The sequence below is a fragment of the Pseudonocardia yunnanensis genome (genome assembly GCF_039534065.1).
Lineage (GTDB): Bacteria > Actinomycetota > Actinomycetes > Mycobacteriales > Pseudonocardiaceae > Pseudonocardia > Pseudonocardia yunnanensis.
The window spans coordinates 71,161-85,132 of sequence record NZ_BAAAUS010000002.1; the positions used below are offsets into that span (position 1 = coordinate 71,161).

A 13,972-nucleotide genomic window follows, 5' to 3' on the forward strand; every position below is an offset into this window, starting at 1 on the left:
GCGCGGGGAAATGTGGGCGCGTGCTGGTTGCGGTGACTAGAAGTGGTCGCGTGTTTCGACTGGTCCGTCGCCGACCACGGCCGTTGCTTCGATCTCGATGAGCAGGCCCGTGCCCACCAGCGCGTTCACTCCGACATGTGTCCGGGCCGGCCGATGGTCGCCGAAGAACTCCGTGTAGGCCCGGTTGACCTCGTCCTGCTGGTCCATTCGCGTGTTGTAGATGACGACCTTCACGATGTCGGTGACGGCAGCGCCCGCGGCATCGAAGGCGGTACGGAGGTTGCGCAACGCGCGAACGGTCTGGTCGTAGAGCCCGGCCGGTACCCGGAGCTCGTCCTCGTCGTGCGGGTGCTTGTGGACGAGGGGAAAGGCGGTCGCTCCGGAAATCTGCACGGTGCGCGGATTCGCGCCGGTGCTGACGGCGATGCTGAACGGCATCTCGTTCGGGTCGGCACCGCCGGTGATGATGGTCGTCAACGCACTCTCCACGGATCGAGGTGGACGGGAGGAGCCGCCGCCCTGCGTCAGGGAGCCGGGACCACGGTGTTGGTGAGCGTTCCGATGCCCTCGACCTCGACCTCGACGACGTCACCCGCAGTCAGGTAGCGAGGGGTGTCCATGCCCCACGCGACGCCGGACGGCGTACCGGTCGCGATGATGTCTCCTGGCTGCAACGTGAGAGCCTGGCTGATGTTGCTGACCAGCGTGGGGATCCCGAAGAGCAGGTTGCGCGTGTTGTCGTGCTGGCGCACCTCGCCGTTGACCCGGGTGGTGAGGTCGAGGGCCTCCGGCTCCTTGATCTCGTCGGCGGTGACGATCCACGGCCCGCACGGCGCGTAGCTGTCGGCCGACTTGCCTCGGAACCACTGCAGGTGAGCCTGTTGGACATCGCGTGCGGTGACGTCGTTGACGATCGTGTAGCCGAAGATGTGGTCGAAGACGGCGTCCGCCGGGATCGACTTGCCGCCACGGCCGATGACGATCGCGAGCTCGCCCTCGTAGTCGAGTGCCTTGGTGAACTCGGGATCCTGGATGATGCTGCCGCCGTCGCCCACGAGAGCGCTGGCAGGCTTGGTGAACCACACCGGCCGCTCCGGCACGGAGAAGTCGGTGCGTCCTTCGGCTCGCGCGCCCTCGGCAACGTGCTCACGGTAGTTCTTGCCGACACACAGCACGTTCTTCGGTGGGTGGGGTATCGGGGCGCGCAACGTCGCCGACGCTCGCGGCACCAAGTCGCCTCGCTCGAGCGCGACGAGCTCGTCGGAGGTGAGCGGGGTGCCGATGACACCGACCGCGTCGACCGCCGATTCGCGGCCCGGCAGCGCCCGGACGGGAGCCAGACCGCTCTCGAACACCACAGCGGCCGAGGTGGTGCCCGACCAGTCGATGGTCGCGATTCTCATGCGTCCTCCAAGATGGCGAACAGCCGGGCAGGGGACCCATCGCAGTCGGCGAGCTTGTAGAACGCGGCGTAGATGGTGGCGCTCGTGTTCCTGAGCAGGTGGAGCTGGGTGGCGTGCTCGACGAGGTACACGCCGCCGCCGAGCAGGATCCGGTGCACGACGAACTCCTCCGAGGTGAAGTCCGTCTTCCTGGCGCACTCCTCCTCGAAGAAGTCGAAGACGACCGCGGTGGGCTTCTTCGTCAGCAACCACTGCGCGCCGCTCTCGGCGAGGTAGGGCGACTCGGTGTAGTACCGGGGGAAGGTGCCCCACATCCGGTCGGTCCAGCCGGTGGCCAGCACGGCGACATCGCCCTCCCGGATACCGGGGTCGGCCGTCTCGAGGTCGTCCCAGGTGACCGGCTCGCTCGGCTTCTTGTCGAGCTCGAAGAGCGCGACCGGTCCGGACAGGTCCTGCAGAGAGGCGTCGCTCGTCGTCGACCCGTCCTCGTAGCAGTGCAGGGGAGTGTCGATGTGTGTGCCGGTGTGAACGCTCGCGTGAATGGAGCTCACCTGCCAGAAACCCGGCCCTCGGTGGAAGCGTTCGATCCCCACTTTGACGTTGGTGGAGGGGGGTCCGACTGTTTCGGTCGAGACCTCGACGCTGAGATCGATCATTTTCCCAGGCATATGCCATCCTTTGCTGGCGGATTTGGTATACCAAGTGTATCAATAATTTATGAGTTGAGGCCCGGAATGGGGGCAATGCCACACTATTTCAAGCGATCGGGCTCGGCATTGCGTCGTGATGGGCCACGTAGACCTCGCAGGCTCGCTCGATGTGGCGCCGGGCGATCGCCGCTGCACCGGCCGCGTCGCCCTCGGTGATCAGCCGTACGAGCTCGTCGTGGTGCAGATGAATCTCCGCCACCCACTCGTCGTCGTCGACGATGTTGCTCAGGGCTGAGATGGCGATGCGGCTCCACAGTCGATCCAGTGAGTCCTGGAGGAACGGATTCGCCGCCAGGACGCCGATGTACTCGTGGAACCGGTGGTTCACCTCCGAAACCCCCGCCAGATCCCGCTCGGCGGCGCGGTCCTTGATCGCATCTGCGCGTCGACGGAGTTCGGTCAGCTGGGAACGGGTCAGCTCGCCCTCGGCGCAACGAGTGGCCGCCAGCTCCGCGGCGAGCGCCTCGAGCACGGCCCGCACCCGATAGACGTTGCCCACTTCGGCGGATGAGATCGTGGCGGCCGCAAGACCGCCGTGCGCGGAGACCGGCACCAGAAGGCCTTCGTTCTGCAGCCGCTTGAGCGCTTCCCGAACCGGCGTTCTACCCATTCCCAGCTGGTCGCCGAGCTGGCGCTCGAACCATACGGCGTCATTGTTGGCGCGGTTGCGCAGGACCAGGCCGTAGATCGCCCGGTAAGCAATATCCGCCTGACTCTCGACCCCTTGGCCGGCCGCCGATCTCGGGCTCATGACGGGAAGTATACCCAGTGCACCGCAAATATCTTCGAACTGCTTTTGGTGTCGAGCAACGAAGAATGGGGCAGCGATCTCGCGGACAAAGCTCGGCTCGGGCGAACCGCCGGTGGGCAGCAGGATGTTCGGACTCATCGGTGCGACTCCACGGGTTCGAGCCGGCAGCTGAGGCTGCGTGCAGTCCCGTCGATCGCCGCCAATGCGTCCTCACCGAGGGTCTCGGCGACCATCGAACAGACGGCAGGGGGCTCCATGTCGAACGGGTAGTCGGTGCCGAGCACGAGCCGGTCCACTCCGACGATCGACGCGAGCGCGCTGAGCACGGCGGGGCTGTAGACGACGGTGTCGAAGAAGAACCTGTCGAGGTACTCCTCGGGCCGGCGGAGCAGGTCCGGCGCTACGCCACGTGCCTCCCGACCGTGCGACAGCCGCCCGACGGCATAGGGCAGGTATCCGCCGCCGTGCACCAACACGAAACGGAGTGCGGGGTGGCGGTCGAGTACGCCCCCGAAGATGAGCGAGCCGGCCGCGATCGTGGTGTCGAACGGGTTGCCGAGGAAGTTTCCGAACTCGTGGGTGCGCAGCCGATCGGCTGCCGCGACATTGACCGGATGCAGCTCGACGGGCGCGTCCAACCGCTCGCAGGCCCGCCAGAACGGCGTCAACCGCTCGTCGTCCAGGTACCGGCCGTCGATGTTGGTGCCGATCATGCTGCCCACCGCGCCCAGCCTCGTCACGGCGTCCTCCAGCACGTCCGCCGCGGCGTCGCCCCAGGGGAGCGGCACGCTGGCGAAGAAGCTGAAACGGTCGGGCCGGGACGAGACGGCCTCTGCCAGACCCTCGTTGATGCTCCTGTGGAAATCGACCGCCAACTCCTCCGGCAGGTCGTAGCCGAACATGTCGATCCATGTCGAGAGCACCTGGACGTCGATCCCGCACTCGTCGAGATGGCGGAGCCGGTCGTCGAGATCCGCCATTGCCGGCTGCATCGTGCGCGTGGTGCCGGTCGGGAAGGTGAACCGCAGCCCGCTCCCCTCCCCGGCGACCGCCACCGCCGGCGCGAACTCGCCCGCCCGGATGCGCGCGATGGTGGCCGGCGCCAGATAGTGCGCGTGAAGATCGCGGAATTCGATGGTTTCCATGTTCTGCCCTCCTGGGGTGTGGTCCGTCAACCCGTGGTCGCTGTTCATGTCGCCAGGTGTGTCCGGACCGCAGGCTCGGGGAGCCGGGCGAAGGCCATCAGGATGGCTCCGATCAACGGGAACAGCATGAGCTGAACGATCGTGGCGCCTGTCCACCCGGTGCTCTTCACCAGCTCCGCGAACAGATAACCGGCGAACGCGGAGGGCAGGAAGAAGCAGGTCACGAAGGCGCCGGACGCACGCCCGACCAGCGAAGGGCGAACCGAGCGTTGCAACGCCGCGTAGAGGTTGACGTAGACGAAACCGCTGCCGAACGCTCCCTCGAGGAACGACAGGGTCGTCTGTTCCGCCACGGTGTTTGCACCCATGAACATCAGCGCTCCCACGATGATCGCGCACAGAAAGGAGAGCTGGATGATGATGCGGTTTCCGTAGCGGTCGCCGAGATAGCCGGCCGGGATGCTCGCGACGAGCGAGCCGATGCCGAACATCGACGCCGCGAGGCCGGCGTCGTTCACGCTGAGACCGAGCTCGCTCTGCAGGAACGTCGGGTACAACCCGAGATAGGAGTACAGCGAGAGCCCTGCCGCAGCACACGTGAGGCAGAGGACGACGCTGCTGCGGTTGCGCAGCGTCGCAGGCAGCGGCGAACTCTCGGCACCGGTGGCCGGCGGCGCGCGCCCGGTGTCCTTGGCCTCGGTGAAGCCCTTGTCGACCACCAGCAGGATGCCGAGGACGAAGAGGAAGCCGACGACACCGAAGACGTAGAGCGGCAGACTCCAACTCCCGCTGGCGGTGAACAGCCGCGCACCGATCAGCGGTCCGAGGGCACCGCCGATCCCGTAGGAGACGTTCAGTGCGCCGAGTGCGAGTGACCTGCGGGTGTAGAAGTAGGCGCCGACCGCGGAGAAGAGCGCGGCGTTCTGCAGGGACTCGCCCACTCCGGACAGCGTGCGGTAGGCCGCCATATCGGCGAACCCGAAGGCCAGCGGGGTGAGGATCGTGAAGGCCGAGTAGATCGCGATCCCGAACACCATCATGCTCCTGCGGCTCAGACGATCCGCGAGCCGACCCGCGGGGATGCCGCCCAGGCCGATGCCGAGGGTGAAGATCGTGGCGAGGAATCCGCCCTCGGTGAGGGAGAAACCGTAGTGCTTGGTGATCGAGCTGAGCAGGACCGGGAACACCTGCCGGTCGGCGGCATTGATCGCGTACGAGGCGGCGAGGAGCGCGAGCACCACGATCGCGGTGACGGTGAGGCGCTGAGATCGGTGCCCTCGACTCGATGTCCCCACGGTCTCCGGTGAAGCCTGGCTCATGTCCACTCCTCGGCACTGTGGGCGGAACCCGGGTCGTCCGGTCGTCTGACCGGGCGCCCGCGACGTCTGGCGGGCGGTGGGGCCGATCGCATCGGCGAACGCACTGGAAAGCGACGGTATACCGAGTACTCCAGTCGGTACAACGACTGGTTGACAGTTTTACTAGCTGGAAATTTATGTCATATGCATTTCGGGCGATGTCTGAATCAGGCGCTGCCGTACGGTCTGGGGCGGTTCAACCAGGAATGCGGTTTCACCCGTTCCGTTGGGAACCCAGGAGCGATCATCGGTCGGTCCTGTATCCGAAATTTGTCTGGTTTGTCCGCACCTGGCCGCCACATTCGAGTGTCTCTTCAGCGTGCTCACAGGTGCGACGTTCCACACTTCCTACAGCCCCGGTCCGATCGCTTCGGGTCGGCCCGGGACCAGCGGAAGCGCGGTCCGTGACCGGCGGTCGTGGCCGTCGGCGCGACGCGATGGTGAGGAGGTGAGGCACGTGCCGATGCAGCAGCACCGCATCCGTCGCCCGATGGACAGTTGGGCGACCGACGTGCGTCACCGGGCGGCGTCTGGTCAGTGGCTCAATCTGACGGCGGCGCACCGCGCATACAGTGACAACTGACGGGAATGACACGATGGATATTCGTTTTGACGTGTTCAATCTCATCTTCCGGGATGCGCTGCTGAGGGCACTCCTCGTGAACCACGCAAACCGGATCGACAGCGGACATGCCTTGGAGCGGGCTGGTGCCGGAATGTGCTTCGTCGCATTGAGGTGGGCTGACAACGATGGTGCGCGCGGGGCCGCAGGCTCTCAGCTGCTGACGGCGCAGGCGCACATGCCCCGTCACAGGTCGGATGACCACGTGTATCTCGATGTCGTCCTGGAGCGGCTGCGGGCGGCGTTGCCGGTCGGTGCGGCGAGCGACTCGTTCACGATCCGGTGCCGTGAGTCCTCCCCGGAGGTCATGGACAGCGGCGCCGGCACGATCTTCAAGACCACTACGTTCGAGATCGCTCCCGCGTCCCCCGAGCGCGTGGGCAGGACCCTGCTCGACCTTCCGTCCTGGACCGGCCGCGTCGAGGCCCTTGCTGCCGGTGTCACCACCCCCGGTGGCCTCGTCGCGGCGAGTGCCGGGTCACCCGGCCTGAACTGATCACCCGCCCCCAACAGCCCCCGCTACGCCGGCATCCCCGTGGGGGAGACGAGGATCTTCACGTTCTCCTCCTTGTTGTCGATCAGCTGACGGAACCCGCCGGCAACCAGGTCGTCCAACCCGATCCGGCCGGTGATGAACTGCTCGGCATCGACCTTCCCGTCGCGGAGAAGGGCGATGACGTCGGAGTGATCGCCGCAGTAGGCCAGCGAGCCGAGGAGCCGCACCTCGCTCATGACCAAGGCGTTCATGGCCACGCGCGGCACGTGGCCCCAGATCGCGACATTCACGACCGTTCCCCCCGGCCGGACCGAGCCGATCGCGGACGCGAGTACGGCGTCGATCCCGGCGCACTCGAACGCGACGTCGACGCCCGTTCCCCCGGTGAGGTCTCGGATCGCCGCAGCAGCGTCGTCGGTGGTCGGGTCGATGACGACGTGAGCGCCTGCGCCGGGAGCCTTCGCCTTCCGGGCGGCCGCGGGTTCGACGACGATCACGGTGGCGGCCCCTGCGGCGCGCAGGGCCGCTGCCGTGACGAGCCCGATCGGCCCGGCTCCGAACACTGCGGCGGTGCCGCCCTCGCGCAGGCCGGAGAGCCGCACAGCGTGGTAGCCGACGGCCAGCGGCTCGACGAGCGCCCCGACGTCGGTCGGCAGGTGACCGAGGGGGTGGATCCACCGGGCGTCGACGACACATCGCTCGGCGAACCCACCCTGGTCACCGGACAGCCCGACGAAGCCCAGGCTGCGACAGATGTTGTAGCGCCCGGCCTCGCAGGCCGCGCACGTGCCGCACACCCAGTAGGGCTCGACGGCGACCCGGTCACCCTCGGAGATGCCTGTGACGCCCGGCCCGACGGCCGAGACCACGCCGGCGAACTCGTGGCCCATGACGACGGGAATCTCCGCGCCCGTGATCGGATGTGGTGCACCCTTTCTCGGGATGAAGATCGGACCTTCGAGGAACTCGTGAAGGTCGCTGCCGCAGATTCCGCACCAGTCGACCGACACCTCCACCTGGCCGGGCAGGACCTGCGGGTCCGGTACGTCGTCGATGCGGATGTCGCCTGGACCGTGGAACCGTGCAGCGCGCACGTGACCTCCTTGTGCAGCGGGCGCGAGCAAACCGGCCGGCGTGACGCCGGCCTCCGATCGAGTCAACCCACCCGGGAGGCACGAGGCAATCGTGCAACGGGTTGCACCGGCGGCCTGCCCGTCACGGAGCGACGACGGCCGCGACGATCGCTGCCACGGTCTCGGCAAGGGGCGCGGCCGCGGCTGCGGGCAGTCCCTGCTGCTCGACCGTCGCGGCCGGATCGGTGTAGACGAGCTCGACGCGGCCGGCTCGCTCGCGCACGAGCAGGCGCAGCGGCAGGTCCAGAGCCAGGTCGGGTGCCTCCAGCATCAGGGGTGTGCCCGCACGAGGACTGCCGAACAGCACCACCAGCGTGGGGGGCATCTGCAGACCCACCGACCGGGCGCCGGCCGCGTGGTCGATGCGTGCGAAGGGCCCCAGCCCGCGCTGGGCCAGTTCTGCGTCCAGACGCGCCACGGTGTGCTCGTAGTCGTGTCCGCTCGTCGTCGTTCGTCGTTCAGTCATGCGGACAGCATCGTCGCCTGCCGCATCGGCCGCCGAATTGGTCACCGCTCTGGAAGAAGTGCACCTCTCCCCGCCGTTCTGGTTCGCGCATATCATTGATCTCTCGGCCCCGCCGAGTACACGGGAGAATGTGACATTGGAGATCGAATGGGTGGCAAGCGCAAGGACGGGCGATTCCCGGCCGGTTCTTCGCTGATCTTGAAAACGGTCGGCGCGGCGGTTGCTCCGGATCGAGCCGGTAGCGCTCCCCACGACGAACCAGCCGCGCTGTCCTTCGTCGATCGCGGCGGCGCTGCCGCGCGGAGGAAGATCCACCCGATTTCCCTGGCGATCCGCCCGGGACCGCCCCGCTGAGAATGGTGTGGGAATGCAGAGACCGCCCCGTGCGGAGTTGGAGCCAGGGTCCGCCGCGTCCTCCCCGGAGCGGGATCCACAGCGTGCGTCGGACGTGCAGGCGATGCATCACCTGTGTCGGCGCGCCGACGGTGGCGCGGCTCTGGTGCGCTGGCTGGCGCAACGCACGGGGTGCTGGGCCGGGCTGCTGGACCGGTCGGGCGCGGTGCTCGTCGGCGCACTGCCTGCCCTCGAACCCGCGGCCGCCTCGCTCGTCGCCGATGCCCTCGACGACATGTTCGGCCGTGGTCTGCGAACCTTCGTCGCCGACGGTGAGACGCACGCCGCGATACTCCTGGCCGTTGACGTGCCGGCCGGTGTGCAGGGCCCGGTGCTCGTGTTCGTCGGTGCGGATTCCGTGCCGCGGTCCTTGGCGGCCGACGCGGCGGTGCTGCTCGGTACGTGCTGGTGGGCGGGGGAGACCCAGCGCCTCCGCACACAGGTTGACGACGCCGACTCACGTTGCCGCGAGGCCGTCCTGCATCTGGTGATGTCACGCCACATCTCGACGGCCGTGCAGATCGCATCGGCGTTGCGTCCACCGCTCCCCGACCCGTTGCGGGTCTACGTCTTCGAGTGCGGCGCCGAGGAGCGCGACGAGGTGGTGCGCCGCTGCACCGAACTGGCCGGGAGAAGTGCGTTCATCGTGCGCTGCCCCGTCTACCGACGCCACGTGATCGTCCTGGCTGCCGTGCGCAACAGCCGTCGGCCGCCCGGGAACCGGCCGATAGAGGTCGCGGTCGCGGAGGACATCGTCGGCTGCATTGCGGGAGCGGGTGACGTGGTGGCGCTGCGCGACACCGCGGTCGGCTACGAGCAGGCGATCCATGCGCTCTCCGTCGCCCGCGGGCGCGCGGAGCGCTGGGCCCGGTTCGACGCGAAACTGGATCTCCCCACGATCGTTGGTCGCGAGGGCCTGCGATGGGCGAGCGCGCTGCTGAACCCCCTGATCACCTATGTTCCTGCCCGTTCGACGGACCCGGACGCCCAGGAGCTGACGGCCACCGCCCAATCGTGGTTGTTGTTCTCGATGGCGGCCACGCGGCACCTGAAGATCCACCGAAACACGTTGTCGGCTCGGCTGCAGCGGATCGAGGAGCTACTCAGGCTCGACCTCGCCCGCGCGGATCATCAGGCCTCGCTGGACCTCGCGCTGCGGATCAGGGCGACGCCGTGCTCCGCCGACACGCTCCGTCCGGCCGGCCCGGACACCGCCGTCCCACTCGACGAGCTGATGCGGGCCCCCGCTGTCCAGCAGTGGGCACAGACCACACTCCGTCCGGTTCGTGCGGCCGCGGACTCGTCTCCTCTCGAGTCGACCCTTCGAGCGTGGCTGAGCAGCAACTCGCGGCTGAGCGTCACCGCGGAGGCGCTCGGAATCTCGGTGTCCGGTGCGCGCAAGCGCGTCAGCCGGCTGGAGCAGGTGCTACGACGGTCCCTGCTGCACGGCCCCAGCGCGCGGCACGACCTGTGGCTGGCGATGCATGCAGCTGATCTCGGATCGCCGGTGGGAGCTCGCGCCTGACGATTGGTTCCGTTACCAGTGTGCGCCGTCGATGTGCAAACTGATCCTCGCCGGTCAGGGTGACCCGCACCTAGCGTTGCGGCACGGGCAGTGTGAGGAGGCCGCATGTCGCAGCAGCTCGACTGGGAACTCGCCTGGCAGGACCCGCGCCTGGACATCTGCGATGTCTATCTGTTCCGGGGCACCGTGGGCACGGTTCTCGTCATGGACGTCGACCCGTTGTCCGGTTACCACGGTTTCCATCCCCAAGGGCTGTATGAGTTCAAGCTCGATCTCGACGACGACGGGGTCGAGGACGTCACGTTCTCGTTCACCTTCGACGAGGTGGACAACGAACGCCGGCAGCGTTGGGTCCTTCGCCGGTTCAATCGGGCCGAAGCGCTGGGCGTCGTGCTCCTCACAGGAGTCACGGGGGAGGTCTGCGCCGACGGCGGCGCTGTGCGAGCCCTCGCCGGACCGGCGGCGGATCCGTCCTCCGTGATGGACGCCGGCATCGCCGCGGCGCGGACGACGAACTCGGGTCTCGGGCGCGTCGCAGTAGAGGATTTCGTCCTCGACGAGGCTGCGGCCCTGCCCGGCGGCACCGACGTCGGAGCCATCGTGATCGAGCTCGCCGACGAGATCCTGGCGACCCGCACCATCGGCTTCTGGGGCGCGACCCTGATCGACACCGACTCCGGTCCGTTCGTCATGTCGATGAGCGCCGCCCTCCAGCGTGGGAGTGAATGCGGGCTCGGCGCCCGATAGCCGTCAACCGCGAGCGCCCCGCCATCAGGGGTCCAGGAGATCCTGGTCCCTGATCGCGGGGCACTTTCGACTGCGCAGACACTCACCTTGGGCCAGACGGTTCGGCCGCCGTTGATCACGTCGTCATGCAGCCTGCGCGAGGCCCTCCCGAAGCTCGATGGCTGGGTTTCCGCCCCATCGCGAATGCGGCGCGACGTCCTCGCCCTTCATGAGGTACGAGTCGGGCTCGAGCTCGGCACCATCTCCCAGCGTCGCGCCGTACATGACGAACGCACCGACACCGAGGGTGGAGCCGGTGCCGATCGTGATGCGGTCGGACTTGAATGTGCCGTCCTCCTGGGAGTGGCATTGGATCTTCGAGTGCACGTTGAGGGTGACGTCGTCGCCGATGGTCACCAGCGTCCTCTCCGGCATCCCGCAGCCGTCGTCGAACAGACGCTTGCCGACCCGCACGCCCAGAAGCCGCCAGAGCATGCTCTTGAACGGGGTGCCGTCGAAAGCCCGGAGGAAGTAGCCCATCGCAGGCACCTTCCAGAAGCGCTCGTGCCACCAGAAGTGCGGGTCGTAGATCGAGCAGTACCGGGGCTGCAGCCTGCGGAACCCGGTGACGACACGTTCGACGAGAACGAAGTAGAGAACGCTCAACAGGAACAGGAAGTCGGCCGGCAGGTCCACCCAGGTGCCGAACGTGCGATCGAGCTCGTCGGCGGCCAGGAACAGCACGACGGCGCCGAAGAAGTAGCCCCACCGCGCGAGCAGGTACAACCCCATGGTCCGGAGGTTGTGCTTGTTCTTGGCGGCGAGGCGGCGGCGCAGCGTGCGTCCCCTCCGCAGGTGGTCGAACCTGGTGTCGCGGTGGACCGATCGCGGGATCTCGAAGCTGGGCGAGCCCAGCAGCCCGACGTTCTCCCGGAGTGGTCCGTCGATGGGCACCATCGCCTTCGACGCCACGAGGCAGTTCTCGCCCAGGCGGCTCTGCGCGGGGTAGTAGACGTTGTTGCCGAGGAAGGTGTGCGCACCGATCGTCGCCCGGGAGACCCGGAAGGACGTGCTCGTGTAGTCGGCATTGATGACCGAGAGCCCGTCGGCCACCATCGCTGCAGGACCGACGGTGAGCATGTACGGGGTTTCGTGCTTCACCTCCAGGCCGAAGTTCGACCCGGTCTGCTCCTTCCGGGACACGTCCCCCCCGAGCCGGTTCAGGTAGTTGACGATGTAGGAGCTGTCACCGAACAGGTACGTGAAGAAGCGCAGGTTGGTCAGCCGCGTGATCACCCGGTGCAGCGAGTGATGGAAACCGTGCAGGGGATAGACCTTGTCCGGCTTGATGAAGAGGCCGAGCAGGCGCGGGACGGTGGTTATGACGAGTAACCCCGCGAGCACCAGGCCGAAGAAGATGATGAAGGACGCGGCCAGGGCGTAGAGGTAGAACTGCCAGTCCGTCAGGTCCAGCGCGTTTGCGCCCAGCGCCATGGCCAGCCGTGGGATGGCGATGAGCACGAGCGCGACGCCGCCGATCGTCACCGGCAGGACGACGAACAGAAGGCTCAGCACCTGTAGGACCATGGAGACGGCCTTTCGTAGCCCGCCGACCCTGACCTGCTGCTCGATCGTCTGGTAATTCACCTCTGTGCGCCGTCCGGGAGAGCCGTGCCAGTGTTCGCCGTCCGGTACGGACTGGCCCGTGTGCAGCGAGGAGGAATGGCCGAGCTGGGTGTCGTCGCCCATCGCCGTGCCGATGTCGATCACCGTGGCTTCGCCGACGTACACGTTCTTGCCGAGGGTGACACGATCGGTCTCGATGAGTCCGGCGCGGCCGCGATAGCAGCTGAAGAACGAGTCCTTGCGGATCACGGTGTTGTCGCCGATGGTGAGCAGGTCGGTGCAGACGGGTATGTCACGGGAGAGGATCAACACCCGTCTCCCGATGTGCGCGCCCAGCGCCCTCAAATACACCAGGTAGAGCGGCGATCCGACGAACATCATCATCGGGCTCACGCGGACGAGCATCTTCACGGTCCAGAAGCGGACGTAGCCCAGGCTCCAGATGCGGATCTTCCGGGGCTTCCACCGGCCGACGAGAATCCATTTCGCCAGGATCGGAAGGATGGAAAGACCGAGGAAGATCGCCGCGCCGAACACGAGCGATCTCAGGTAGACGTGGGACAGGCCGGAGGCCTCGGATACCCAGTCGTAGCCCCACAGAAAAACGATCGCGACGAGGAAGGCGTACCCCACGTAGACCAGGAACTGCAGTGTTCCGCAGACGATGTACTCCAGCCGGCTCGCCGGCGCTGCCACCCCCGGTGACGTCGTGACCGGCGACTCCGCAGGCGTGGGTGCGGGTTTTGCGAGGGTGGCTGCGAGACTCCTGACGGTCGGGTGCGCGTAGACGTCCTGGATCGACACGTTCGGCAGGTCGGGCCGCTTCCTGACTCGTGCGCAGAAGCGGGCCATGAGTAGTGAGTCGGCGCCGAGGTCGTCGAAGAAGTTGCTGTCGGCGGAGACATGTTCGGTGCCGACGATCTCGGCCAGGACGTCCGCGAGGGCTTTCTCGGTACCGGGGTCGCCGGGAGCCTGCACGGGTTTGGTGAGCGTTGTCGCGAGGCTTCTGAGGGTGGGGTGCGCGTAGACGTCCTGGATCGACACGTTCGGCAGGTCGGGCCGCTTCCTGACTCGTGCGCAGAAGCGGGCCATGAGTAGTGAGTCGGCGCCGAGGTCGTCGAAGAAGTTGCTGTCGGCGGAGACGTGTTCGGTGCCGACGATCTCGGCCAGGATCTCCGCGAGGGCTTTCTCGGTACCGAGATCGCCGGGAGCCGGCACCGGTTCCCCGAGTGCCGTTGCCAGGCCGCTGATCGTCGGGTGCCGGTAGACGTCCTTCATCGACACCGTCGGCAGATCCGGCCGCTTCCTGACCCGTGCGCAGAACTGGGCCATGAGCAGCGAGTCCGCGCCGAGGTCGTCGAAGAAGTTGCTATGGGCGGACACCCGCTCGGTGCCGACGATCTCGGCCAGTACCTCCGCGAGCTTCTGCTCGGTGCTCGTGGCCGGACGAACGTGGTCGATCTGTGTGGTTGAGAGATCAACTACATGGGCGCTGGAACTCTCGACAAGTTCTCCCACGAATGTGAGCTCCTTCAATCGAGGTGGTCGTGGTCATGCGCGTGCGAGGCCGCCCGGCGGCGTGTGCTCAATCGCATGAGGAGAATCTGCGGAGCCTTTG

At 67.2% G+C, this 13,972-nt stretch carries 13 protein-coding genes; 4 read left to right on the forward strand and 9 right to left on the reverse strand.

Going from position 1 to position 13,972, the window contains the following annotated elements; all coding sequences use genetic code 11:
* Positions 1 to 36: 36 nt before the first annotated feature.
* From ABD743_RS03905 to ABD743_RS03930, 6 genes are all read right to left on the reverse strand, one after another.
* Complete coding sequence (locus ABD743_RS03905; protein ID WP_344718923.1) at positions 37 to 477, reverse strand: RidA family protein; 441 nt, start codon at positions 475 to 477, stop codon at positions 37 to 39.
* 47 nt (positions 478 to 524) lie between these two features.
* The gene (locus ABD743_RS03910) at positions 525 to 1,403 is read right to left on the reverse strand and encodes a fumarylacetoacetate hydrolase family protein (protein ID WP_344718925.1); all 879 of its coding nucleotides are present in this window, start codon (positions 1,401 to 1,403) and stop codon (positions 525 to 527) included.
* Positions 1,400 to 2,059, reverse strand: coding sequence for a cyclase family protein (locus ABD743_RS03915; protein ID WP_344718927.1), 660 nt, complete (start codon positions 2,057 to 2,059; stop codon positions 1,400 to 1,402). The genes ABD743_RS03910 and ABD743_RS03915 overlap by 4 nt, the downstream gene beginning before the upstream one ends.
* 100 nt (positions 2,060 to 2,159) lie before the next feature.
* Entirely contained in the window at positions 2,160 to 3,002 is an 843-nt protein-coding gene (locus ABD743_RS03920; RefSeq protein ID WP_344718929.1) for a GntR family transcriptional regulator, read from the reverse strand.
* Complete coding sequence (locus ABD743_RS03925; protein ID WP_344718930.1) at positions 2,999 to 4,009, reverse strand: amidohydrolase family protein; 1,011 nt, start codon at positions 4,007 to 4,009, stop codon at positions 2,999 to 3,001. The genes ABD743_RS03920 and ABD743_RS03925 overlap by 4 nt, the downstream gene beginning before the upstream one ends.
* A 44-nt stretch (positions 4,010 to 4,053) precedes the next feature.
* On the reverse strand, positions 4,054 to 5,328 hold the full coding sequence (locus tag ABD743_RS03930; RefSeq protein ID WP_344718932.1) for an MFS transporter: 1,275 nt from the start codon (positions 5,326 to 5,328) through the stop codon (positions 4,054 to 4,056).
* An 866-nt stretch (positions 5,329 to 6,194) separates the two neighbouring features.
* Between ABD743_RS03930 and ABD743_RS03935 the strand changes: the two genes are divergently transcribed.
* Positions 6,195 to 6,485, forward strand: coding sequence for a hypothetical protein (locus tag ABD743_RS03935; RefSeq protein WP_344718934.1), 291 nt, complete (start codon positions 6,195 to 6,197; stop codon positions 6,483 to 6,485).
* Positions 6,486 to 6,508: 23 nt separating this feature from the next.
* Here ABD743_RS03935 and ABD743_RS03940 read toward each other — a convergent pair whose 3' ends face one another.
* A complete protein-coding gene (locus tag ABD743_RS03940) occupies positions 6,509 to 7,579 on the reverse strand; it encodes a 2,3-butanediol dehydrogenase (protein WP_344718936.1) in 1,071 nt (356 codons plus the stop codon).
* Positions 7,580 to 7,700: 121 nt separating this feature from the next.
* Entirely contained in the window at positions 7,701 to 8,084 is a 384-nt protein-coding gene (locus tag ABD743_RS03945; protein WP_344718938.1) for a DUF302 domain-containing protein, read from the reverse strand.
* 147 nt (positions 8,085 to 8,231) lie between these two features.
* Between ABD743_RS03945 and ABD743_RS03950 the strand changes: the two genes are divergently transcribed.
* From ABD743_RS03950 to ABD743_RS03960, 3 genes are all read left to right on the forward strand, one after another.
* Complete coding sequence (locus ABD743_RS03950; RefSeq protein WP_344718940.1) at positions 8,232 to 8,438, forward strand: hypothetical protein; 207 nt, start codon at positions 8,232 to 8,234, stop codon at positions 8,436 to 8,438.
* A 13-nt stretch (positions 8,439 to 8,451) separates the two neighbouring features.
* A complete protein-coding gene (locus ABD743_RS03955; RefSeq protein WP_344718941.1) occupies positions 8,452 to 10,002 on the forward strand; it encodes a helix-turn-helix domain-containing protein in 1,551 nt (516 codons plus the stop codon).
* Positions 10,003 to 10,107: 105 nt separating this feature from the next.
* Positions 10,108 to 10,749: a DUF4331 family protein gene (locus ABD743_RS03960; RefSeq protein ID WP_344718943.1), complete on the forward strand. Its 642-nt coding sequence runs from the start codon at positions 10,108 to 10,110 to the stop codon at positions 10,747 to 10,749.
* A 123-nt stretch (positions 10,750 to 10,872) separates the two neighbouring features.
* Here the strand turns inward: ABD743_RS03960 and ABD743_RS03965 are convergent, their stop codons facing one another.
* Entirely contained in the window at positions 10,873 to 13,872 is a 3,000-nt protein-coding gene (locus ABD743_RS03965; RefSeq protein WP_344718945.1) for a Pls/PosA family non-ribosomal peptide synthetase, read from the reverse strand.
* Positions 13,873 to 13,972 lie beyond the last annotated feature (100 nt).